Origin of the sequence: Gryllotalpicola kribbensis, assembly GCF_039538245.1 — a bacterium.
Classification (GTDB): Bacteria; Actinomycetota; Actinomycetes; order Actinomycetales; family Microbacteriaceae; genus Gryllotalpicola; species Gryllotalpicola kribbensis.
Window position 1 is genome coordinate 232,335 of the sequence record NZ_BAABBX010000016.1, and the last position, 22,973, is coordinate 255,307.

19 protein-coding genes are annotated in these 22,973 nt (G+C 68.9%); 10 read left to right on the top strand and 9 right to left on the bottom strand.

Going from position 1 to position 22,973, the window contains the following annotated elements; translation table 11 throughout:
* Positions 1–22: 22 nt before the first annotated feature.
* Positions 23–250 (bottom strand): DUF7455 domain-containing protein, encoded by a 228-nt coding sequence (locus tag ABD716_RS13435; protein WP_344777702.1) that lies wholly within the window; start codon positions 248–250, stop codon positions 23–25.
* Between the two features lie 163 nt (positions 251–413).
* On the opposite strand from ABD716_RS13435, the gene ABD716_RS13440 reads away from it, so the two are divergent.
* Positions 414–2,501, top strand: a complete 2,088-nt coding sequence (locus ABD716_RS13440; protein WP_344777704.1) for a DNA gyrase/topoisomerase IV subunit B — start codon at positions 414–416, stop codon at positions 2,499–2,501.
* 3 nt (positions 2,502–2,504) lie between these two features.
* On the opposite strand, the gene ABD716_RS13445 is transcribed toward ABD716_RS13440, so the two are convergent.
* Complete coding sequence (locus ABD716_RS13445) at positions 2,505–5,051, bottom strand: DNA gyrase/topoisomerase IV subunit A (RefSeq protein ID WP_344777706.1); 2,547 nt, start codon at positions 5,049–5,051, stop codon at positions 2,505–2,507.
* Between the two features lie 43 nt (positions 5,052–5,094).
* Between ABD716_RS13445 and ABD716_RS13450 the strand changes: the two genes are divergently transcribed.
* Both ABD716_RS13450 and ABD716_RS13455 read left to right on the top strand, forming a co-directional pair.
* Positions 5,095–6,240, top strand: coding sequence for an alkaline phosphatase family protein (locus ABD716_RS13450; protein ID WP_344777708.1), 1,146 nt, complete (start codon positions 5,095–5,097; stop codon positions 6,238–6,240).
* Entirely contained in the window at positions 6,237–6,638 is a 402-nt protein-coding gene (locus ABD716_RS13455) for a hypothetical protein (protein ID WP_344777710.1), read from the top strand. Before ABD716_RS13450 ends, ABD716_RS13455 begins: the two co-directional genes overlap by 4 nt.
* Positions 6,639–6,911: 273 nt before the next feature.
* Here the strand turns inward: ABD716_RS13455 and sepH are convergent, their stop codons facing one another.
* Entirely contained in the window at positions 6,912–7,970 is a 1,059-nt protein-coding gene (gene sepH / locus ABD716_RS13460) for a septation protein SepH (protein ID WP_344777712.1), read from the bottom strand.
* A 228-nt stretch (positions 7,971–8,198) separates the two neighbouring features.
* Here sepH and ABD716_RS13465 point away from each other — a divergent pair, with 228 nt between their 5' ends.
* The gene (locus ABD716_RS13465; RefSeq protein WP_344777713.1) at positions 8,199–8,489 is read left to right on the top strand and encodes a DUF4193 domain-containing protein; all 291 of its coding nucleotides are present in this window, start codon (positions 8,199–8,201) and stop codon (positions 8,487–8,489) included.
* 74 nt (positions 8,490–8,563) lie between these two features.
* Here ABD716_RS13465 and ABD716_RS13470 read toward each other — a convergent pair whose 3' ends face one another.
* Positions 8,564–9,001: a DUF3093 domain-containing protein gene (locus ABD716_RS13470; RefSeq protein ID WP_344777715.1), complete on the bottom strand. Its 438-nt coding sequence runs from the start codon at positions 8,999–9,001 to the stop codon at positions 8,564–8,566.
* A gap of 52 nt (positions 9,002–9,053) precedes the next feature.
* On the opposite strand from ABD716_RS13470, the gene dut reads away from it, so the two are divergent.
* The 5 genes from dut (at position 9,054) to dxs (ending at position 15,764) form a co-directional block, all read left to right on the top strand.
* Positions 9,054–9,518 (top strand): dUTP diphosphatase, encoded by a 465-nt coding sequence (gene dut / locus ABD716_RS13475; protein ID WP_344777717.1) that lies wholly within the window; start codon positions 9,054–9,056, stop codon positions 9,516–9,518.
* Positions 9,515–10,111 carry a DUF3710 domain-containing protein gene (locus tag ABD716_RS13480; RefSeq protein ID WP_344777719.1) on the top strand — a complete coding sequence of 199 codons (597 nt, stop codon included), beginning with the start codon at positions 9,515–9,517 and terminating at the stop codon, positions 10,109–10,111. Before dut ends, ABD716_RS13480 begins: the two co-directional genes overlap by 4 nt.
* The gene (locus tag ABD716_RS13485) at positions 10,111–10,887 is read left to right on the top strand and encodes a DUF3159 domain-containing protein (protein ID WP_344777721.1); all 777 of its coding nucleotides are present in this window, start codon (positions 10,111–10,113) and stop codon (positions 10,885–10,887) included. The genes ABD716_RS13480 and ABD716_RS13485 overlap by 1 nt, the downstream gene beginning before the upstream one ends.
* A 62-nt stretch (positions 10,888–10,949) precedes the next feature.
* A complete protein-coding gene (gene acnA, locus ABD716_RS13490; protein WP_344777723.1) occupies positions 10,950–13,760 on the top strand; it encodes an aconitate hydratase AcnA in 2,811 nt (936 codons plus the stop codon).
* 63 nt (positions 13,761–13,823) lie between these two features.
* Positions 13,824–15,764, top strand: coding sequence for a 1-deoxy-D-xylulose-5-phosphate synthase (gene dxs, locus ABD716_RS13495; protein ID WP_344777725.1), 1,941 nt, complete (start codon positions 13,824–13,826; stop codon positions 15,762–15,764).
* Between the two features lie 118 nt (positions 15,765–15,882).
* Here dxs and ABD716_RS13500 read toward each other — a convergent pair whose 3' ends face one another.
* From ABD716_RS13500 to ABD716_RS13515, 4 genes are all read right to left on the bottom strand, one after another.
* Complete coding sequence (locus tag ABD716_RS13500; protein WP_344777728.1) at positions 15,883–18,066, bottom strand: 3-hydroxyacyl-CoA dehydrogenase NAD-binding domain-containing protein; 2,184 nt, start codon at positions 18,064–18,066, stop codon at positions 15,883–15,885.
* A 32-nt stretch (positions 18,067–18,098) separates the two neighbouring features.
* Positions 18,099–19,286: a thiolase family protein gene (locus ABD716_RS13505; RefSeq protein ID WP_425553459.1), complete on the bottom strand. Its 1,188-nt coding sequence runs from the start codon at positions 19,284–19,286 to the stop codon at positions 18,099–18,101.
* An 85-nt stretch (positions 19,287–19,371) separates the two neighbouring features.
* Positions 19,372–20,595, bottom strand: coding sequence for an HRDC domain-containing protein (locus ABD716_RS13510; protein WP_344777732.1), 1,224 nt, complete (start codon positions 20,593–20,595; stop codon positions 19,372–19,374).
* A gap of 13 nt (positions 20,596–20,608) precedes the next feature.
* Positions 20,609–21,211 carry a DUF3000 domain-containing protein gene (locus ABD716_RS13515; RefSeq protein WP_344777734.1) on the bottom strand — a complete coding sequence of 201 codons (603 nt, stop codon included), beginning with the start codon at positions 21,209–21,211 and terminating at the stop codon, positions 20,609–20,611.
* 63 nt (positions 21,212–21,274) lie between these two features.
* On the opposite strand from ABD716_RS13515, the gene ABD716_RS13520 reads away from it, so the two are divergent.
* Positions 21,275–22,483 carry an alpha/beta hydrolase family protein gene (locus tag ABD716_RS13520; protein WP_344777736.1) on the top strand — a complete coding sequence of 403 codons (1,209 nt, stop codon included), beginning with the start codon at positions 21,275–21,277 and terminating at the stop codon, positions 22,481–22,483.
* A gap of 34 nt (positions 22,484–22,517) precedes the next feature.
* Here the strand turns inward: ABD716_RS13520 and ABD716_RS13525 are convergent, their stop codons facing one another.
* Complete coding sequence (locus ABD716_RS13525; protein WP_344777738.1) at positions 22,518–22,961, bottom strand: SufE family protein; 444 nt, start codon at positions 22,959–22,961, stop codon at positions 22,518–22,520.
* Positions 22,962–22,973 lie beyond the last annotated feature (12 nt).

The window sequence follows — 22,973 nt, forward strand, 5'->3', positions numbered from 1 at the left end:
CCCTCACGTCTGTTCCGGGTGACTACGCGCGCGAGTCCTCGAGGAGCCGAGCCGACTCGTCGTGCCAGCTCTCAGCGATCGCCTCGAGCTTCTGCTGGTGCTTCTTCGCGTGGTGCGCGCAGAACAGCAGCTCGGTTCCGTTCACCGTGGCCCGCACGTACGCCTGGGCGCCGCACGCGTCACAGCGGTCGGCCGCGGTCAGCTGCGGCTCCGCCCGGAGGTCGTCGTTCTGAGTGGTGTTGAGCGACATTTCCGAATACCTCCTACGTATCGAACCGCTTGTCGTTGCAACCCAGTGAAACACGTGGTGCTGACAAATCGTGCCTTGTGCCCCGCATTTCGCTGGGGGCGTACCGCGCGGCGGCCAGGGTGTCGTCAGGATTCGCGGGCGTGCGGTTCATAGGGTGGAACACGTGGCGACGTCGGATTATTCTGCAAGGCACCTGTCGGTCCTCGAGGGCCTCGAAGCGGTGCGCAAGCGCCCCGGCATGTACATCGGCTCCACCGACGAGCGCGGTCTCATGCACTGTCTGTGGGAGATCATCGACAACGCCGTCGACGAGGCGCTCGCCGGGCACGGCGACGCGATCGAGGTCGTGCTGCACCCCGACGACAGCGTCGAGGTGCGCGACCAGGCCCGCGGCATCCCGGTCGACATCGAGCCGAAGACGGGCCTGTCGGGTGTCGAGGTGGTCTTCACCAAGCTGCACGCGGGCGGCAAGTTCGGCGGCGGGTCGTACTCGGCCTCCGGCGGCCTGCACGGCGTCGGCGCGTCGGTCGTCAACGCCCTCTCCGAGCGGCTCGACGTCGAGGTCGACCGCGACGGCAAGACCTGGGCCATGAGCTTCCACCGCGGCGAGCCGGGCGTGTTCGACGACAAGGGGAAGGAACCGCGCCCCGACGCCCCCTTCACGCCCTTCGTGGCCGGCAGCGAGCTGCGGGTCGTCGGCAAGGTCGCCAAGGGCAAGACCGGAACGCGCATCCGCTACTGGGCCGACCGGCAGATCTTCGGCCGCGACGCCTCCTTCCAGCCCGACGGGCTGATCGCACGCGCCCGGCAGACGGCGTTCCTCGTTCCCGGCATCCGCATCGCCATCGACGACCAGCGCACGCCCGAGGGCGAGCGCGCCGAGTTCCACTTCGACGGCGGCATCTCGCAGTTCGCCGAGTTCCTCGCGCCCGATGCCGCGGTCACCGACACGTGGCGCATCACGGGCGAGGGCCACTTCACCGAGACGGTGCCCGTGCTCAACGAGAACGGCAACATGGTGCCGACCGAGATCAAGCGCACCTGCGAGGTCGACATCGCGATGCGCTGGGGCACCGGCTACGAGACCGTGATGAAGAGCTTCGTCAACATCATCGCCACGCCGAAGGGCGGCAGCCACCAGACCGGGTTCGAGCAGGGGCTGATGAAGTTCTTCCGCGCCCAGTTCGAGCAGAACGCGCGCCGGCTCAAGATCTCGGCGAACGAGAAGCTCGAGAAGGACGACCTGCTCGCCGGGCTCACCGCCGTGCTCACCGTGCGCCTGCCCGAGCCGCAGTTCGAGGGCCAGACGAAGGAGGTGCTCGGCACCCCCGCCGTGCGCAACATCGTCGCCAACGTTCTTGCGAAGGGGCTCGGCGAGCGGTTCTCCTCCACCAAGAGGGACGACAAGGCGCAGGCATCCGTTCTGCTCGACAAGCTCGTCGCCGAGATGAAGTCGCGCATCTCCGCGCGCGCCCACAAAGAGACGCAGCGGCGCAAGAACGCGCTCGAGAGCTCGACGCTGCCTGCGAAGCTCGTGGACTGCCGGTCGACCGACGTCGCGCAGACCGAGCTGTTCATCGTCGAGGGCGACTCGGCGCTCGGCACGGCACGGCGCGCGCGCGACAGCGAGTACCAGGCGCTGCTGCCGATCCGCGGCAAGATCCTCAACGTCCAGAAGGCGTCGATCTCGGACATGCTCTCGAACCAGGAGTGCGCGGCGATCATCCAGGTCATCGGCGCCGGCTCTGGTCGCACCTTCGATCTCGACGCCGCGCGCTACGGCAAGGTCATCATCATGTCCGACGCCGACGTCGACGGCGCCCACATCCGCACCCTGCTGCTGACGCTGTTCTTCCGCTACATGCGGCCGATGGTGGAGGAGGGGCGCGTGTTCGCCGCCGTGCCGCCGCTGCATCGCGTGCAGACGGTGGGCCGCGGCTCGCGATCGTCCGAGACGATCTACACCTACTCGCAGGCAGAGCTGAACGCTGTGCTCGCCGACCTCAAGAAGCGCAACATCGCGTGGAAGGACCCGATCCAGCGCTACAAGGGGCTCGGCGAGATGGACGCCGACCAGCTCGCGTCGACCACGATGGATCGTCGGCACCGGATGCTGCGCCGCGTGCGCGTCTCGGACGCCGAGCAGGCCGCCAAGATCTTCGAGATGCTCATGGGCAACGACGTCGCACCCCGCAAGGAGTTCATCATCGACAACTCCGAGACGCTGTCGCGCGACCGCATCGACGCGTAAGGGTCAGAACAGCGTCTCGTCGCCCGTCGTTTCGGCGGCGGCGGATGCCTCGGCCGACGACCCTGCGACAGAGATCGCCTCGGCGCCGACCGCGGTACCCACCGATGCCACGACGTTGTCGAGCGGGGTGCCGCTGCCATCGCGCTTGGAGAGCGTCTCGGGCAGCTCGCGCGCCGCACCGTCGGAAGCCACGGCGCGCGCCGGCTGCGGCCCCACCCAGGCGAGGGCGAGCATGCCCTCGCCCTTGAGGAAGGCGTGTGCACGCACGCCTCCCGTGGCGCGCCCCTTCCCGGGGAACTCGGCGAACGCCGAGACCTTCCCTCGACCGGGGTCGGTGCCCGGCAGCGTCTCGAGCGGAACGGAGACGGTGACGACGACGTTCTCGGCCGCGGGGTCGACGACGAAGAATCCGATCACCTTGGCCTCTGTGCCGAGGTTGATGCCCGCCATGCCGCCCGCCGGCGCGCCCTGCGGGCGCACGGCAGACGCCGGGAAGTGCAGCAGCTGCGCGTCGGAGGCCGCGAAGACCAGCTCGCGGTCGTCGGCCGCATGCGCGACGCCCACGACCTCGTCGCCGGCCTTGAGGCCGATGATCTCGAAGTCGGGCCGGTTCGGCCAGTTGCCGGGCGTGACGCGCTTCACGACGCCCTGCGCCGTGCCGAGAGCGATGGGGGCCGCGTCGGCTGCGAGCGACACGAGGCCGAGCACGCGCTCGCCCTTCGGCAGCCCGCCGAGGTACTCGCCGATGCGCGCCCCGGCGGCCAGGTGAATCGAGTTAAGAGGGACGACCGGCAGATCGACGGGCGAGAAGCGGATGAGCCGCCCGCGGTTCGTGACCACGCCGATCTCGGCCCGCGCCGTGGTCACGAGGCTCGAGAGCACAGCGTCATGCTTCGAGCGTCGAGGCGCCACCGCGGGCGACCCCGCACCCTCTGGCAGGTCGACGCGCACGGCGCGGCCCGTGGTCGACAGGTACACGACGGCCGGGGAATCCGCGATCTCGAGCGCGGGCCCGGTGAACGTCGCCTTCTTCGACCCGACACTCGCGATCGACGCCTTCGCTTCCGTGAGCAGCGTGCGGCGCGGCGTTCCGAAGCGCTCGGCCACGTCGTCGAGCTCGTCGGCGACGACGCCGCGAATGCGCGCGGGGGAGGCGAGGATCGCCTCGAGCTCGGCGATCTCGGCCTCCAACTGGGCCTTCTCGCTCTCGAGCTCGATGCGGCTGAACTTCGTGAGCCGGCGCAGCCGCAGCTCGAGGATGTACTCGGCCTGCACCTGTGAGAGGTCGAACACCGACTGCAGCCGCGTGGATGCCTCGGCCGAGTCGTCGGAGGTGCGGATGACCTGGATCACCTCGTCGATGTCGAGGATGGCGATCAAGAGACCCTCGACGAGGTGCAGGCGTTCCTGCCGGCGAGCAAGGCGGAAGCGGGAGCGGCGGGTCACGACCTCGATGCGGTGGTCGAGGTAGACGCGCAGCAGCTCGCGCAGCCCCAGCGTCTGCGGGCCGCCGTCGACGAGCGCCACGTTGTTGATCGAGAAGCCGTCTTCGAGCGGCGTGTGCTTGTACAGCTGCTCGAGCACCGCCTCGGGGTTGAACCCCGTCTTGATACCGATCACGAGGCGCATGCCGTGCTGCCGGTCGGTCAGATCGGTGACGTCGGAGATGCCCTGGAGCTTCTTGGCGTTGACGCCGTCCTTGATCTTGTCGATGACCTTCTCGGGGCCGACAAGGTAGGGCAGCTCGGTGATGACGAGGCCGGTCTTGCGCGCCGTGATCTGCTCGACGCGCACCTTCGCGCGGGTGCGGAAGCTGCCGCGGCCCGTCTCGTACGCCTCGCGGATTCCGGCCAGGCCGACGATCGTGCCGCCACCCGGCAGGTCGGGGCCGGGTACGTACGCCATGAGGTCGTCGAGCGAGGCATCCGGATTCTCGAGCAGGTGCTTCGCGGCGCCGACGACCTCGATCAGGTTGTGCGGCGCCATGTTGGTCGCCATGCCGACGGCGATGCCGCTCGCGCCGTTGACGAGCAGGTTCGGAATCGCCGCGGGCAGCACGACAGGCTCCTGCTGCTGCGCGTCGTAGTTCGGTTGGAAGTCGACGGTGTCCTCGTCGATGTCGGCCGCCATCTCGAGCGCGACCGGGGCGAGACGCGCTTCGGTGTACCTGGCGGCCGCCGGGCCGTCGTCGAGCGAGCCGAAGTTGCCGTGCCCGTCGACGAGCGGCACGCGCAGGGTGAAGTCCTGCGCCATGCGCACGAGCGCGTCGTAGATCGCGCCGTCGCCGTGCGGGTGCAGCTTGCCCATCACCTCACCGGTGACGCGCGCCGACTTCACATGACCGCGATCGGGGCGCAGGCCCATCTCGCTCATCATGTAGAGGATCCGTCGCTGCACCGGCTTCAGCCCGTCACGGGCATCGGGCAGCGCGCGGGCGTAGATCACCGAGTAGGCGTACTCCAGATAGGACCCCTGCATCTCTGTCGAGACGTCGACGTCCTCGATCCGTTCGACGATGTCTGCCGGGGGAGTGCGATCTGCGGGTGTCATCTGTGCTTTCTGCTGGTGCGCGCGGCTCTGGCACACTGGGCGCATGGCGATGCTACCGAACGCGTATTCGCAATCCGTGAGCCTCGCCGCCGTGCTCGCCAGTTGCTTCGCCGCGGTCGAGCGCGGCGCGCCGCAGCTGCCGCTGCGCGCCGTCGACGGAGCCGTCGTCGTGCTGGCCGACGGTCTCGGCGCCCTGCCGCTCAAGGCGCGCGCCGGGCACGCGCGAACGATCGCACCTCGCCTGAACCGCGCCACCACGATCGAGAGCGGATTCCCCACCACGACGGCTGCGGCACTGGCCACGCTCTGCACGGGCGCCTATCCCGGTCAGCACGGCATCGTCGCCTACGAGGCCGTCGACCCCGTCACCGACGCCGTCTTCAATCACCTGAGCGGCTGGCGCTCGGGGCCCGACCCGGCGAGCTGGCAGCGGGTGCCCACCCTCTTCGAGACGGGTGCCGCGGCACGCATCCGCTCGTACCTCGTCGGCCACGCGCGCTACGCGACCACGCGCCTGACCCAGGCGGTGCATCGTGGTGCGGAGTATGTGCCGGCGCGGTCGATCGCGGACCGCATGACGACAGCGCTCTCTCTGCTCGGCGGCGGTCGCAGCGTCGTCTTCGTCTACGTGCCAGAGCTCGACATGGCCGCGCACCAGTACGGCTGGCAGTCGCCACAGTGGACCGCCGCGCTCGAAGAGCTCGACGCGGGCATCGCGCTGCTCGACCGCGGCCTCGGCAAGAACCAGGGCGCACTGCTCACGGCCGATCACGGCATGGTCGACATCTCGGCGGGCGGGAAGATCTTCTTCGACCACGAGCCCGAGCTCGTCGCCGGTGTGAAGCACGTCGCCGGCGATTACCGCTGCGTGCAGCTGCACCTCGAGGCCGGGGCGAGCGCCGGCGACGTCGAACGGCTCGCGCGTGTCTGGCACGAGGCGGAAGACGACCGCGCCTGGGTCGCCACTCGCGAGGAGGCCGTGGCCGCCGGGTGGTTCGGGCCGAACGGCGTCGACGACGACGTGCTCGGCCGTCTCGGCCACGTGCTCGTCGCGGCGCGCTCGCAGGTCGTCTACTACGACACGCGCGCCACCGACGAGCGCAACTGGGCCATGGTCGGCCAGCACGGCTCGTTCAGCCCCGACGAGGTCAAGGTGCCGCTGATCGGCTTCGGGGCGTTCGCGTCGTGATCATCACCGAGGTGACTCCGGCAGAGCCCGCGCGATTCGCGCTGTGGCACACCGCACTGACCAAGGGTGCCGTGGCCGACCGGCCGGGCGCCGACGTCGACACCCTGGATGCGTTCGTCGAGTCGGTCGGCAATCCATCGCCGCTGCGCCGGCGGCGTGCGTTCGCCGCGATTCCGAACTCTGGAGACGCTCTGCATTTACGATGCTTCGCGCGGGCCGTTGACGCGCCGCAGGGCCGCGCGCGCCACCACGCTCAAGCTCTGAGCTCGCGGGCGACACGTGCTGTCGCTTTGCGCGGCGCTCTTGTCCGTGCGGAGACAGTAGAGGGCACTCTCGCCGCCGCATTCCGACATCTAGTGTCGCCATGCAGAACCGCTGGCCAGCAAAACGGCATCTAGTGTCGCCGCACGGGACCGCCGGCACGTCTGGCGACGTCTAGTGTCGCCGCACGGGACCGCCGGCAAATTTGGCGACATCAAGTGTCGCCGCACGGGGTCGCCGGTCGCGGGACGACACTTCTTGATCGCCCGAGCGGCAGCCGCGGCGCAATGCGACGCTAGAGGTCACTTTCAGCGTCGAATCGCGACATCTGGTGTCGTCTCACGGAATCCCAGGTCTCCAGCGACGCCGACTGTCACCGCACGCGACCTGCTCCGAACGGCCTCGACGCGCTAGGCCGAGGTGTCGTCGTCGCCACGGGCGCCGAAGACGATCTCGTCCCAGCTGGGCATCGAGGCGCGACCGCGCTTCGACCCACGCTGTCCGACCGGGCCGGTCTCGCCTCGGGCGAAGCCGCCGGCAGGAACGGCAACGGGGCCCGAAGGCTGATCGTCGCGGGGCTGCGGTGTCTCCTCCGGCGCGCTCTCGGACGACGCGAACGGCAGCTCGAGCTCGATCGGCTGCGAGTCTCGCGCGGATGCCTCACGCTCGCCGCGTCGGCGCCGCAGCGCCTCGAGCAGGTCTGCGGTGTTGTGCACATCGCGGGGCTGGCCGTCGTCGGCGCGCTTGATCGCGCCGGAGGGCACGGCGGGAGTCTGGGGTGCCGGCGCCGCCGGTGCGGCATCCTGTCGCTTCGGCTCGACGAACTCGAACTGCCCTGAGTCGAACCGCGACTCGTCGCCGACGAGCGGGCTCACCGCGCGCAGGCGCGGGATCAAGCCCGTGGGCGGAAGCTCGCCGTGCTGCGAGAGCGTGCTCGCCTCGGCGTTGGCGGGAGCGAGGTGGGCCTTCCGCGGCTCGTAGGTCCAGCGGGCGTCGTGCTCGATGTCGTCGGCGGTGAAGGTGAGCTTCACGATCCAGCCGGCCTCCTCCTCGCGCCAGCTGGCCCAGCGCTCGCCGGTCGCGCCGAGCGCTGCGAGGCGATCGCGGATGGCGGAGCCGAAGGTTGCGTTCTCGCCGAGCACGTCGACGTCGGCCGTGACCCTCACGGGCACCGTGAGCGCCTGCGCGACGATGTGCTCGCGCTCGGCGATGATCGGGCGCTCGAAACGCTGGACGTACTCGAGCGGTGCCCCCGTGAGCTCAGCCACGTCTTCGGCGGAGAGGCCGCCGCGGATGTGCGCCTGGATCTCGCGCGGCGAGATGCGCACGGCCGAATCCTGTTGCTCGACCTTCAGACGGCGCAGCTTGGTCAGCGCGACCTCGTCGATGGCGACGCGGTAGCGGTCGCCATCGTTGCTCGCGACGATCAGTGCGCCCTCTTCGACGCCGATGACCTTCAATTCCTGCATGGGATCTTCGCCTTCCGAACGGTCCGGGGACGTCGTCAGAATGCCACGCAGAACGGGCCGCAGCCGGGAATAACGCTGGCGTGCCGCGAGTTTCCCCCTGCGGCATCCGGGTACGTCTCGTTGAACACGTTTCGGGTCGTCCGAATCGGTTTGATAATCCCCGATGCGTGATGCAGAATAACGCCGCCGATCATGCTGGTCGGCGCGCAATTTCAGAAGTGGATGGGCATGGCAACCGATTACGACGCGCCAAGGAAGAACGACGACGAATCCGAATCGATCGAGGCGCTGAAGGAGCGGGTTCCCGACAAGACGTCGGCCGTCATCGATGAGGACCCCGACAACCCGGGCAGCTTCGAGCTGCAGGGCGCCGACCTCTCCGACATGGACCTCGACGTCGTCGTGCTGCCCCCGCAGGCTGACGAGTTCACGTGCGTCAGCTGCTTCCTCGTGAAGCACCGCTCGCAGTTGGACCACGAGACCAAGCTCGGTCCGATCTGCATGGAGTGCGCTGCATAGGGTCACGACACCCGCAGAACAGACTTAGGGCTGACGGCTTTCGCCGCCGGCCCTTTTCTGTGTCTGCCTTCGACTCAGCGGGACCGGTTGTTCAGCACGGATGCCAGCTCGTGCGGCTTCCGCGTCGACACGATCCAGTACGGCACCGGGTCCGCTGCGTCCAGAATCGGCACCTTGACGATCGGCAGCGACCCGCGCAGCAGCAGCCACGCGCGGGCATCCAGCCGCCGGCCGCGCTCGAGCGCCGCCTCCGTGCCCGTGTAGGCGACGACCTCGCCGATGTACTCGCGCTCGATGTCGGCGCGCCCCGCACGGAAGTCGGTGTCGGTGACTTCGAGCACCGGCGCGAAGCCGACGAGAGCGGCGACGATGAGCCCATAGAGCACGATCGCGAGGACAACGCCGACCGTGACGTTGATCGGCCAGAAGATGGCGAGGGTCGCGGGCACGATGAGCGCGCAGGCGACGAACAACCAGGGCGCGGCGTAGAGCCGCTCGCGGAACAGCGTCATAGTGCAATCCCACCACGAATGCCTGGGCGGCTTTCTGCACTAGCCTTTTCGGGTGACCGAGACCGTCGACGTTCCTCTCGTCGCGCTCGCTGCACCCGTCTATGCGCACCCCGGCGATGCCGGAGCCGACCTCACTTCGACCGAGGCCGTGCGCATCGAGCCCGGGCAGCGCGTGACCATCGGCACGGGAGTCGCCGTGGCGCTTCCCGACGGCTACGCGGGGTTCGTCGTTCCCCGCAGCGGCTTGGCCGCCCGCCACGGCATCACGATCGTGAACGCGCCGGGCACGGTCGACGCCGGCTATCGCGGCGAGATCAGGGTCACACTGCTGAACACCGACTCGTCGAAGCCCTACGACGTCGCCGCCGGCGATCGCATCGCCCAGCTGGTGCTCGTGCCCGTCGCCCGCGCGCGGTTCGTCCCTGTGGACGAGCTGCCCGACAGCGTTCGCGGAACGGGTGGTTTCGGGTCTACCGGGTACTCCGACGAGAAGACCATTACAGGAGAGCGCGCGTGAGCGACATCGAGCCGACCGAGTACGAGAAGTCCGCACCGGAGGATCGCGACGTCGAGGGCCCCCTCGACGACAGCGAGGCCAACCCGGTGCGGCCCTACATCGACCTGGGCGGCGTCAAGGTGCTGCCCCGCGAGGGCCTGCACCTGCGCCTCGAGATCGAAGAGGAGAGCCAGCGCGTCGTCGCGGTGAGTCTCGACTACGCCGGCTCGACGCTGCAGGTGCAGCCGTTCGCGTCGCCGCGGTCGAGCGGGCTGTGGCACGAGATCCGCGGCCAGATCGCCGAGCAGGTCGCGGCCCAGGGCGGTCGCGTGACCGAGCGCGATGGGGTCTTCGGCCCCGAGCTCGTCGCCGAGGTGCCGGTGGCAGGCGGCGTGCCCGGCGAGACCCGCATCGCGCGGTTCATCGGCGTCGACGGCCCGCGCTGGTTCCTGCGCGGCGTGATCTCGGGCGACGGCGCCGTCAAGCCTGAGGCCGGCGAGGCCGTCGAGGACCTCTTCCGCAGCATCGTCGTCGTCCGCGGCTCGGTGCCGATGCCGCCGCGCGATCTCATTCCCCTCAAGATGCCGCCGACCCCTGCGGCGCCCAGCGCGTGATGGCCGACGAGAACAACGCAGAGCAGGGCGCGGGGGATGCCCCGGCCGAGCCGTCCCTGCGCGATGCCCTCGGCGCCGCGGCCGCGAAGAACACCGGGCTCGGCGCCATGGCGGGCGAGACGGCCCCGAGCGGTGACGCCCTGCTGCGCGCCATGGGCGGTGTCCGCGGGCTGTGCGAGGCGGTCCTTCCCGGGCTCGCCTTCATCGTGCTCTACACGATCCTGATCACGCCGGCGCCCGGCACCGCGGTGCCGATCGCGCTCGGGGCATCCGTTCTGATCGCCCTGGTCTTCACGGTGTGGCGCGTCATCGCGAAGGAGAACGTGACGCAGGCCGTCGCCGGGCTCGTCGGCGTCGGGGCGAGCGCCATCCTCGCGATCGCGACCAACCGGCCCGTCAACAACTTCGCGCTCGGGCTCGGCATCGACGCCCTCTACGGGCTCGCCTTCCTCATCTCCGTGCTTGTGCGCTGGCCGATCATCGGCATCGCGGTCGGCTACCTGTACGGAGAGGGGGTCGCCTGGCGCAAGCATCCCGCGACCTATCGCGTCGCCGTGATCTCTACTCTGCTGTGGCTGGCCCTCTTCGTGGCCCGGCTCGTCGTTCAGGTGCCGCTCTTCCTGGCCGGGAACACGGCGGCCCTGGCCATCACGCATCTCGTCATGGGCATCCCGCTGTACGTCCCCGTTCTGCTCGTCACGTGGCTGCTGGTGCGCGACGTGTACGCTCGCAAAAACGGCGGGACGGCATCCGATTCGATGTCTCCGCAGGGCTAGGCGCACTGCTACAGTTATCTCGACGTCAAGATAAATTAACGATCGCCAAGGAGGCCGACCCCGTGTCAGCAGTCAACAGCTTCGGCGCGAAATCAACGCTTTCAGTCGGGGGCACCGACTACGAGATCTTCCGGATCGACAGCGTCGCCGGGTACGAGAAGCTCCCGTTCAGCCTCAAGATCCTGCTCGAGAACCTGCTGCGCACTGAAGACGGTGCGAACGTGACGGCAGAGCAGATCACGGCGCTCGGCTCATGGGTCCCGTCGGCCGAGCCCGACACCGAGATCCAGTTCACCCCCGCGCGCGTCGTCATGCAGGACTTCACCGGCGTTCCCTGCATCGTCGACCTCGCCACCATGCGCGAGGCGGTCGCGGCCCTCGGCGGCGACCCGAAGAAGATCAACCCACTCGCCCCTGCCGAGCTCGTCATCGACCACTCCGTGATCGCCGATCTGTTCGGCCGCGAGGACGCGTTCGAGCGCAACGTCGAGATCGAGTACGAGCGCAACGGTGAGCGCTACCAGTTCCTGCGCTGGGGCCAGACGGCGTTCGACGACTTCAAGGTCGTTCCGCCCGGCACCGGCATCGTCCACCAGGTGAACATCGAGCACCTGGCCCGGGTCACCTACACCCGCGAGGTCGGCGGCGTGCTGCGCGCCTACCCCGACACGCTCGTCGGCACCGACTCGCACACCACGATGGTCAACGGTCTCGGCGTGCTGGGCTGGGGCGTCGGCGGCATTGAGGCCGAGGCGGCCATGCTCGGCCAGCCGGTGTCGATGCTCATTCCCAAGGTCGTCGGCTTCAAGCTCACCGGGTCGATCCCGACCGGCGTCACCGCCACCGACGTCGTGCTCACGATCACCGACCTTCTGCGCAAGCACGGCGTCGTCGGCAAGTTCGTGGAGTTCTACGGCGAGGGCGTGGGGGCCGTTCCGCTGGCGAACCGCGCCACCATCGGCAACATGAGCCCCGAGTTCGGCTCGACCGCCGCGATCTTCCCGATCGACGATGTCACGCTCGACTACCTGCGCCTCACGGGGCGCCCCGAAGAGCAGGTCGCCCTTGTCGAGGCGTACTCGAAGCAGCAGCACCTGTGGCATGACCCCTCGCACGAGGCCGAGTACTCCGAGTACCTCGAGCTCGACCTGTCGACCGTCGTGCCGTCGATCGCCGGCCCCAAGCGCCCGCAGGACCGCATCGTCCTCTCCGACGCGAAGGCGCAGTTCGAGAAGGACCTGCCCAACTACGCAGACGCGCTCGAAGAGACCGATGTCGACGAGGCCGTGGCCGAGACCTTCCCGGCTTCCGACCCGATCGCGGTCGGCGCGGCGGCGCACAACGGCGAGGCCCACCACCACACGAGCCACGCGCCCGCCGTGGTTTCCAAGCCGTCGACGGTCACCCTGGCCGATGGCACGAGCTACACGCTCGACCACGGTGCCGTCACGATCGCGGCCATCACCTCGTGCACCAACACCTCGAACCCGTCGGTCATGCTGGCGGCGGGCCTGCTCGCCCGCAACGCGGTCAGGAAGGGCCTCAAGGCCAAGCCGTGGGTCAAGACCACGCTGGCCCCGGGTTCGCGCGTCGTCACCGAGTATTACGAGAAGGCGGGGCTCACGAAGGACCTCGAGGACCTCGGGTTCTACACGGTCGGCTACGGCTGCACCACCTGCATCGGCAACTCGGGCCCGCTCATCGACGAGGTCTCGGCAGCGGTCAACGACAACGACCTCGCCGTCACCGCGGTGCTCTCGGGCAACCGCAACTTCGAGGGCCGCATCAACCCCGACGTCAAGATGAACTACCTCGCGTCACCGCCCCTCGTGGTCGCCTACGCACTGGCCGGCTCGATGAACTTCGACTTCGAGAACGACGCGCTCGGCACGGACGCGGACGGCAATGAGGTCTTCCTGAAGGACATCTGGCCCTCCGCCGACGAGGTGCAGTCGACGATCGACTCGTCGATCAACAACGAGATGTTCACCCGCCAGTACTCCTCGGTGTTCGAGGGCGACGACCGCTGGAAGAACCTGCCCACCCCCACGGGCGACGTGTTCGAGTGGAACGACGAGTCGACCTACGTGCGCAAGCCCCCGTACTTCGAGGGCATGACGCTCGAGACCACCCCGGTCGCCGACATCACGGGTGCCCGCGTGCTCGCGAAGCTCGGCGACTCCGTCACCACCGACCACATCAGCCCCGCTGGCTCGATCAAGCGGGACTCTCCGGCCGGCCGGTACCTCACCGAGCACGGCGTCGACTTCAAGGACTTCAACTCCTACGGCTCGCGCCGCGGGAACCACGAGGTCATGATCCGCGGCACCTTCGCGAACATCCGTCTGAAGAACCAGCTGCTCGACGGCGTCGAGGGCGGTTACACCCGCGACTTCACGCAGCCGGGCGGCCCGCAGGCGTTCATCTACGACGCTGCTGAGAACTACAAGAAGGCCGGCACGCCGCTCGTCATCTTCGGCGGCAAGGAGTACGGGTCGGGCTCGAGCCGCGACTGGGCGGCGAAGGGCACCAACCTGCTCGGCGTGAAGGCGGTCATCACCGAGAGCTTCGAGCGCATCCACCGCTCGAACCTGATCGGCATGGGCGTCGTCCCGCTGCAGTTCCCGGCCGGCGAGTCGGCCGAGTCGCTCGGCCTCGACGGCACCGAGGTCGTCTCGATCACGGGCCTCGAGCAGCTCAACAGCGGGACCACGCCGAAGACGGTGCACGTCACCGCCGAGCCGAGCGAGCACTCGCCCGAGGGCAAGCAGACCGTCGAGTTCGACGCGGTCGTGCGCATCGACACGCCCGGTGAGGCCGACTACTACCGCAACGGCGGCATCCTGCAGTACGTGCTGCGGAGCCTCGTCTAGCACAAAAGGCCGCGCGCAGGCATCCGTGATGTTCTCGGATGCCTGCGCGTAACCTTTCCTACGATGTCTCTCCTCGACCAGATCCGCAGCCCGCGCGACCTCGATCGCCTCTCCGACGTCGAGCTCGTGCAGCTGGCCGCAGAGATCCGCGAGTTCCTCATCGAGAACGTCTCGAAGACCGGCGGCCACCTCGGGCCGAACCTCGGCGTCGTCGAGCTGACGATCGCGATCCACCGGGTATTCGACAGCCCGAAGGACCCGATCGTCTTCGACACGGGCCATCAGTCCTACGTGCACAAGCTCCTGACGGGCCGCCAGGACTTCAGCGATCTGCGTCGCCGCGGCGGCCTCGCGGGGTATCCGCAGCGCGCGGAATCCGTTCACGACATCGTCGAGTCCTCGCACGCCTCCAGCTCGCTCTCGTGGGCCGACGGCATCAGCCGCGCGTTCACCGTGACGGGCCAGACGGGCCGCCACGTCGTCGCGGTCGTCGGCGACGGCGCGCTCACGGGCGGCATGACATGGGAGGCGCTCAACAACATCACCGACGACAACGACCGCAACCTCGTCATCGTCGTGAACGACAACGGCCGCTCGTATGCCCCGACGATCGGCGGCATGGCGCGCTTCCTCAACGGCGTGCGCACGCAGAAGACCTATCGCGATCTGTATCTCAAGTCGCGCAGCGCGGCGGGCAAGTTCGGAACGCCCGGTTCGGCGCTCTACAGCGGCATGCGCGGCGCTCTGCACGGGTTCCTGTCCCGCGTGACCGGCAACGAGCAGCTCTACTCGAACCTCGACATCAAGTACATCGGACCGGTGAACGGCCACGACGTCGCCGCGATGGAGGAGGCGCTGCAGCAGGCGAAGAACTACGGTGCCCCGGTCATCGTGCACGCGATCACCCAGAAGGGCCGCGGCTACCAGCCCGCGCTCGACGACGAGGCCGACCAGTTCCACGCCGTCGGGCAGATCGACCCGTCGACCGGCGCCCCGGTGGCCGCAGCCGCCAGCACCCCCTCGTGGCCGTCCGTCTTCGCCGACGAGCTGCTGGCGCTCGCCGAGCGCGACCCGAAGATCGTCGGCATCACCGCGGCCATGGAGCGCTCGGTCGGCCTTCACAAGCTCGCAGAGAAGCACCCCGAGCGCGTTCACGACGTCGGCATCGCTGAGCAGCACGCGGTCGCCTCTGCCGCGGGGCTCGCCTTCGGAGGCCTTCACCCCGTCGTCGCGCTCTATGCGACGTTCATGAACCGCGCGTTTGATCAGGCGTTGATGGATGTCGCACTGCATCGCGCCGGCGTCACCTTCGTCCTTCCCAGCTCAGGCGTGACGGGGCCCGATGGGCCGAGTCATCACGGCATGTGGGATCTCGCCCTGCTGCAGCTCATTCCGGGCATCCGGCTCGCGGCGCCGCGCGATGCCGCGCGCCTGCGCGAAGAGCTCGGCGAGGCGGTCGCCGTGCAGACCGGCCCGACCGTGGTGCGCTTCCCGAAGGGGAACGTGGGGGAGGACATCCCCGCTCTGCGGCGCCTCGACGACGGTGTCGATGTGCTGCGCGAGTCAGAGCGCCGCGACGTGCTCTTCGTCAGCGTCGGCCCCTTCGCGCGACTCGCCCTCGAGGCTGCCGAGCTCCTCGAAGCCCAGGGGATCGGGGCCACCGTCGTCGACCCTCGCTGGGTCGTTCCCGTGCCGCGCAGTGTCGTCGAGCTCTCGGGCGATTACCGCATCGTGATCAGCCTTGAGGACGGCATCCGTGTCGGCGGCATCGGCACGCGCCTGCGTCAGGACCTGCGCGCAGCCGGCATCGACACCGCCGTCGACGAGCTCGGCCTGCCCGACGAGTTCATCGCGCATGCGACGCGCGAGCAGATCCTGGCGGATGCCGGGCTCACGCCGCAGCGCATCGCGCGCGATGTCGTCGCCCAGGTGCTCGGCAGCAGGGTGCCGCGCGCCCGGCAGGACTCCGACAGCGACACCGGCGCGATCCAGATCCGCAACTGAGCCGCGTCGCCGGCGACACTCCGGCGGATCCGCGGAGGACAAACGCGGATCGGGGGAACGCTTCCGAGAGAAACGTCCCCCCGATCCGCAGATCTCCTGCCGAGGCGGAGTCGGGGAGCTAGCCGACCAGCTGCGCCTCGCCCTGCTTCGCACGCGTCGCGGCGCCCACGATCTGCGGGTCGTGGAACGTCGCGCCGAAGACGCGCTGGCTCGCGCCGACGCGGTCCAGGTAGGGAGTCAAGCCGCCCATCTGGAACGGGTAGCCCGCACCGAGGATGAGTGCGAGGTCGATGTCCTCCGCGGCGGTGACGACGCCCTCTTCCAGCATCCGGTGCACCTCGTCAGCGAAGCCGTCCTGCACGGCCTGCAGCACCTGCTCCTTGGTGTGCGGCTTGCCACCGGGGTTCAGGTTCGACTTGACGATGCGCTCGGCCTCGCGGCTGATGCCCTTCACCTTGCCCTTGCCGTCCTTCTCGAGCAGCGGGCCGGCCTCGGCCACGCGGTGCAGGTTCTCTGAGCGATAGAAACGGTCAGGCCATGCCGCGTGATGGGTGTCGAGCACGTGCGCGCCGACCTTCAGCCCGACCAGGTCGAGCAGCACCGACGGCGGCATGGGCAGCCCGAGCGGAGCGAGCGCCTCGTCGACGACCTCGAACGGCGTGCCGTCGTCGACCGCTCGCATCGACTCGCCGAGGACCTTCGCGAGCACGCGGTTCACGACGAACCCGGTCGAGTCGGTCGTGATGATCGCGTTCTTCTTGAGGTTCTTCGCAACGGCCATCGCGGTGGCGAGGGTGGCTTCGTCGGTCTTCGGGGCGTTGACGACCTCGATCAGCGGCATCACCGCGACCGGGTTGAAGAAGTGGAAGCCCACGAGGCGTTCGGGGTGCTCGAGCTTCGCGCCGATCGCATCGACCGACAGCGACGACGTGTTCGTCGCGAACACCGTCTCGGGCGAGACGATCTTCTCGAAGTCGGCGAACACGTCCTGCTTGACCGACAGCTCTTCGAAGACCGCCTCGATCACCCAGTCGCAGTCGGCGTACTGCGAGCGATCGGTCGTGCCCGTGATGAGCGACTTCAGCTTGTTGTGCTGATCGGAGTTCAGGCGCCCCTTGTCGGCGAGCTTCTGCAGCTCGTCGTGGATGTACGCGAGGCCCTTGTCGACGCGCTCCTGGTCGAGGTCGGTGATGACGACCGGAACCTCGAGTCGGCGCAAGAAGAGCAGCGCGAACTGGCTCGCCATGAGCCCCGCGCCGATGACGCCGACCTTGCCGATCTTCTTCGCGAGCGACTTGTCGGGCGCGCCCGCCGGCTTCTTCGCCCGGTGCTGAACGAGGTTGAAGGCGTAGATGGATGCCGCGAACTGGTCGCCCGAGATGAGGTCGGCAAGCGCCTCGTCCTCTCGAGCGAAGCCGGCCTCGATGTCGCCGTCCTTGGCCTTGGCGAGCAGGTCGAGTGCGGCGTACGGCGACTTCGGCACCGTGCCGATGCGGCTCTCGAGCGACTCACGGGCGATCTTGATCGCAACGGGCCACTTCACGGTCCGCTCGATGCGACCGGGCTGGTTCGGGCGCTCGACCTTGACCCGACCGCTGAGCACGCCGTCGGCCCATGCGAGCGACTCCTCGAAGAAGTTCACGTGGTCGAAGATCGCGTCGAACATTCCGAGCTTGTAGGCCTCATCGGCCTTCAGCATCCGATTCATCTTGAGCGGGTTCTCGATGACGACCTTGAGGGCGTTCTCGATCCCGATCAGGTTCGGCAGCAGGGTCGCACCGCCCCAGCCGGGGATGATGCCGAGGAACACCTCGGGGAAGGCGATCGCGGCGGCCGAGGAGTCGATGGTGCGGTACGTCGCGTTCAGTGCGATCTCGACGCCACCCCCGAGAGCGAGGCCGTTCACGAACGCGAATGACGGCACGCCGAGCTTGCCCAGCTTCCCGAGCGTGTAGTGGCCGAACTGCGCGAGCAGCTTCGCCGCGTCGCGGTTCGGGATGTCGTTCACCTTGCTGAGGTCGGCGCCCGCCGCCAGGATGAACGGCTTGCCGGTGATGCCGACCGCGTCGATCTCGCCCGCTGCGGCTCGCGTGATGAGCTCGTCGAGCACGCCGTTGAGCTCAGCCGTCGTCGCCGGCCCCAGCGTGTTGGGCCTGGTGTGGTCGCGGCCGTTGTCGAGGGTGATGAGCGCGAGCTTCTTGCCGCTCGGCAGCGTGATGTCCTTCACATACGAGTGGGTGACCACCTCATCTGCGCTGAACTCGAGCAGCGGGGTGAAGTCGAGGGTGCTGTAGTCCGTCATTGGGCGTGCAGTCCTTTCAGTTGTCCGGGGGCCTAGCGGCCGTTCCAGTTCGGGTTCTCCCAGATGACGGAACCGCCCTGGCCGAGTCCCACGCACATGGCGGTGAGGCCGTAACGCACCTCAGGGTGCTCGGCGAACTGGCGAGCGAGCTGCATCATGAGGCGCGGGCCGGATGCCGCCAGGGGGTGCCCGATCGCGATCGCTCCGCCCCAGAGGTTCACTCGGGGGTCGTCGTCGTCGATGCCGAAGTGGTCGAGGAACGAGAGCACCTGCACGCTGAAGGCCTCGTTCAGCTCGAACAGGCCGATGTCCTCGATGGTGAGACCGGCCTTCTTCAGCGCCTTCTCGGTGCTGGGCACGGGGCCGAGGCCCATCACCTCGGGCTCGACCCCAGCGAACGCGAAGTTCACGAGACGCATCTTGGGGGTGAGCCCATACTTCTCGACGGCCTCGCCGCTCGCGATGAGGGACATGGTCGCGCCGTCGGTCAGCGGCGACGAGTTGCCCGCCGTCACGTTGCCATGCGGGCGGAACGGGGTCTTGAGGGTGGCGAGCGCCTCCATCGTGGTGCCGGGGCGCCGGCCTTCGTCTTCGGTGGCGAGGCCCCAGCCCGTCGCGCTCTGAGTGGCGACGGGAACGAGATCAGGCTGGATCTTTCCGGCCTGGTACGCCGCCTCGACCTTCTGCTGGCTGCGCATGCCGTAGAAGTCGCTGCGCTCCTTGGTCAGCGACGGGAAGCGGTCGTGCAGCCGCTCGGCCGTGTTCCCCATGAACAGCGCGTCCTGGGCGACGATCTTCTCGGTCAGGAAGCGCGGGTTGGGGTCGGCGTCGAGCCCCATCGGGTGGCGGCCCATGTGCTCGACGCCCCCGGCGAGGGCCACGTCATAGGCCCCGAAGCCGATGGATGCCGCCGTCGTGGTGACGCTCGTCATGCCGCCCGCGCACATGCGGTCGATGGCGAAGCCGGGCACCGACGTCGGCAAGCCGGCGAGGATCGCCGCCGTGCGGCCGAGGGTGAGGCCTTGGTCGCCCTGCTGGGTGGTCGCGGCGATGGCGACATCGTCGATGGCGTCCTTCGGAAGGTTCGGGTTGCGCTCGAGCAGACCGACGATGGCTTTCACGGCCAGATCGTCCGCACGGGTTCCCCAGTACATCCCCATCTCGCCGGCCCGCCCGAAGGGCGTCCTGGCTCCGTCGACGAAATACACCTCGGCTGTCATGGCCACACTGCCTTTCCCCACGATCGTGGACTCGCATCGATCCTAGGAATCCGCGTGCGCCGCCGACCCAATGGATTGTCGGAATCTACGAAGCGCTCTGCTCAGCCTCTGCGGCGGACTGTTCCGCCTCGACAAATGCGGTGGCGATCAGTTCGGCCGTCGCCTCGACCTGCCACGGTCGCGCACCGCCGGCCGCGAGCTGCGCGCCGATGGACGCCGCGTCGGCGGGCACCGGGGGCTCCCAGGCGACACGCCGCAGCAGCTCAGGGGTCAGCACGTTCTCGACCGGAATCGCGTGCTCTTCGCCATACGCGCTCACACGCTCACGCGCGAGCCGGTAGCGGGCGTCGGCCTCGGGGTTACGGTCGGCCCACGCGCGCACGGGCGGAACGTGCTCGCCGGTCGGGCGCGTGACCGGCAGATCGTCAGTCGTGCGCCCGAGCTCGATGGCGTTCCACCACCGGTCGATCTCGCTGCGGCTCGCGCGGCCGGTGAACTCCTTCAGCCCCGCGAGCTCACGCTTCGACGACGGCATCGCCTTGGCGACCGCGGTCAGCGCGGCGTCCGGAACCAGACGCCCAGGTGCGGTATCCCTCTCGCGCGCGAGCTCGTCGCGCGCGAGCCACAGCTCGCGGGCGACGGCCAGGTTGCGCACACCGCGCAGCGAGTGGATGCCCGAAAGCCGGCGCCACGGCTCGGCACGCGGCGCCTTCGCCTCCTTGACGAGCTCGCCGTGGAACTCCTGGCGGGCGATCTCGGTCTTGCCGCTCGCTTCGAGCAGCTTCTCGACCTCGTCGCGCAGATCCACCAGCAGCTCGACATCCAGCGCAGCGTAGGTCAACCACGACTGCGGCAGCGGGCGCGTCGACCAGTCGGCTGCCGAGTGCTCCTTCGCGAGGTGGATGCCGAGCAGGTTCTCGGTGAGCGGCCCGAGCCCGACCCGGGGCAGGCCGAGCAGCCGCGCCGCGAGCTCGGTGTCGAAGATGTCGACCGGGTCGAGCCCGACCTCGCGCAGGCACGCGAGGTCCTGGCTGGCGGCGTGCAGCACCCACTCCTCGCCGACGATGGCGTTCTGCAGGGCGGTCAGGTCATGCCCCACCTCGCCTTCGAGGGCGATCGGGTCGAAGAGGAACACCCCGGAGCCGCGGCGGAACACCTGGATCAGGTAGGCGCGCTGCGAATACCGGAATCCGCTCGCCCGCTCTGCATCGACCGCCACCGGGCCTGTGCCGCCTGCGAGAGCCGCCACTGCTGCCTCGTAGTCGGCCGCGGTCTCGGTCACCCGGTACTCAGGTCTGTCGTTCGTCACTGTGTCATTCGCTTCAGGCACGCTTGCTCTTGGCCTTACGTAGCGAGAGTACGCTCACACCCTCGGCAGTCGGCGGGATGCCCGCCAGCATGCAGACGAGGTCGCCCCACGCTTCGACGTGGGCGCCGAGATCGAGATCGGTCGGCGTCCACGACGCCCGCAGCTCGATCTGCGCCCCGTCGCCCTGTTCGGCAAGCTGCCCGAAACCGGTCGAGATGATCTTCGTGGCCGTGCCGGACGCCGAGTGATACGAGGTATGCCGCGACTCGAGCGCGTCGATGAGCCACGACCACGTGACGTCGGCGAGGAACGGATCGAGCCCGATATCGGTCTCGAGCGGTGCCTGAGCGAAGCAGACCACGCGGAACGTCCCGCCCCACTCCTCTGAGCCCGCGGGATCGTGCAGCAGCACGAAGCGGCCGGTGCCGAGCTCGGAATCGATGCCGTGGCGCTCGGGCGTGACATCGGCGGCGAGCGCGAACGACTCGGGCGCGAGCTGCCCGGGCGCAGGGATAGGGGTCAGGGTGAGGTCGGGGCGGATGACGGCCTGCTTGATGGAATCCAACGCAGCGGTGAACTCAGCCGATGCTCCGCGCCCGGACGGTGTGGACGACACAGCATGAACATTAGAGTTCAAGGTGAGGGTGCGCGATCAGGCACGCCGCGCGAAGGGGGTCACATGGCCGGTTGGCGCAGGCGCGTCGGCTATCCGCTGGTGTTCGGTGCAGTCGGCGCGGCGACGTTCGCTGTCGTCGCTGCAGCATCGTCCGTCCTGATCGCCCGCAAGGTTCTGACACCGCCGCGGCGACGCGACGAGGACGTCATCGTCAAGGCGGTCGCGCCTGACGCGTCGGTCGTCACCCTCTCGCCGACGCCCGAGACGCTCCTGCGCGGCGACTACAGCTTCTGGTTCGACCACGACGCCGGCCACGCGCGGCTCGGTCCGATCCTCTCGCGCAGCGGCGTCTCGGTCACTCGGCGCGTCGAACGCGTCAGCTTCGGCGATCTCACGCGCGCGAAGCGCGGCCGCATCAGCGGCTGGTGGTACGTGCGCCCCGAAGAGCTCGGCCTGCCTGTGAAGTCCATCGGCATCGACACCGACGGGGGAGTCGCCCCCGCGTGGCGTTTCAACGGCCCCAAAGGCGACGACGGCGTCCGCAGCGGGAAGTGGGCGATCCACGTCCACGGCCGCGGCACCCAGCGCCAGGAGTGCCTGCGCGCGATCCCCGTCTTCCGCGAGCACGGCTGGACCAGCCTCGTCATCTCGTACCGCAACGACGGCGACGGCCCGCGCAGCGACGACGGCCGCTACGGCCTCGGGTCCACCGAGTGGCGCGACGTCGAGGCGGCCATCGAATACGCGGTCGGTCACGGCGCCACCGACATCGTCATCATGGGCTGGTCGATGGGCGGTGCGATCGCCCTGCAGGCGGTGACCCGCTCGCCGCATGCCGATCTGATCCGCGGCGTCGTCCTCGAGTCGCCGGTCATCGACTGGGTCGACACGCTCCGCTACCAGGCGGGCGAACTGCATGTGCCCGACCCCATCACCGAGAGCGCGCTGAAGCTGCTGGATGCCCCGTGGGGCGGACACCTCACGGGTGCCGCCGCTCCCATCGGCCTGCCCGAGCTCGACTTCGTGCAGCGCGCGGACGTGCTCAGCACGCCGATCCTGCTGCTGCACAGCGACGACGACGGCTACGTCCCGGCCTACGCCTCGCGGGCGCTGGCCGCACGCCGCCCCGACATCGTGACCTTCGTGCGGTTCACTCGGGCGCGACACACCAAGCTCTGGAACTTCGACCCGAAGAAGTGGACGAAGGCGATCAGCAGGTGGCTCGACCAGCTCGAGGTCGGTGACGGAACGCCTACGCCGCCCGGCGCTTGACGCTGTGTTCTTGTGGCGGCGGTGCGCGCCGACGTCAGGCTGACGCCGTCTTCGCGTGCACCTGGTGCTTGGCCCGCCCGAGCAGGGCACCCATGCCGCGCAGCCGCAGCGGCGACACGGCCTGCGCGAGACCGAGCGTCTGCGGGTAGTCGTCCGGCACGGCGAGCACCTCGTCTGCGGTGAGGCCCGCGAGGCCCTGCACGAGGATCGACGCGAAGCCTCGCGTCGTCGGCGATTCGCGGGGCGCGGTCACGAACAGGTGCACCACCTTGTCCTCGTCGACCTCGACGAAGAGGAACACCGGGCTCTGGCACTCCACCACCCGTTCGAAGAGGTCGGGGTGGTCCCGATACCGCTCGGGAAGCTCAGGCAGCTCGTTCGAGAACTCGAGGAGCAGCTGCAGGCGCTCGTTCTGCGAGAGAGCGAGGAAGTCGTCCCTGATCTCGGCGAGGGCGGCCGGCGTTGCGGAATCCGTCACGCTATCGATTAT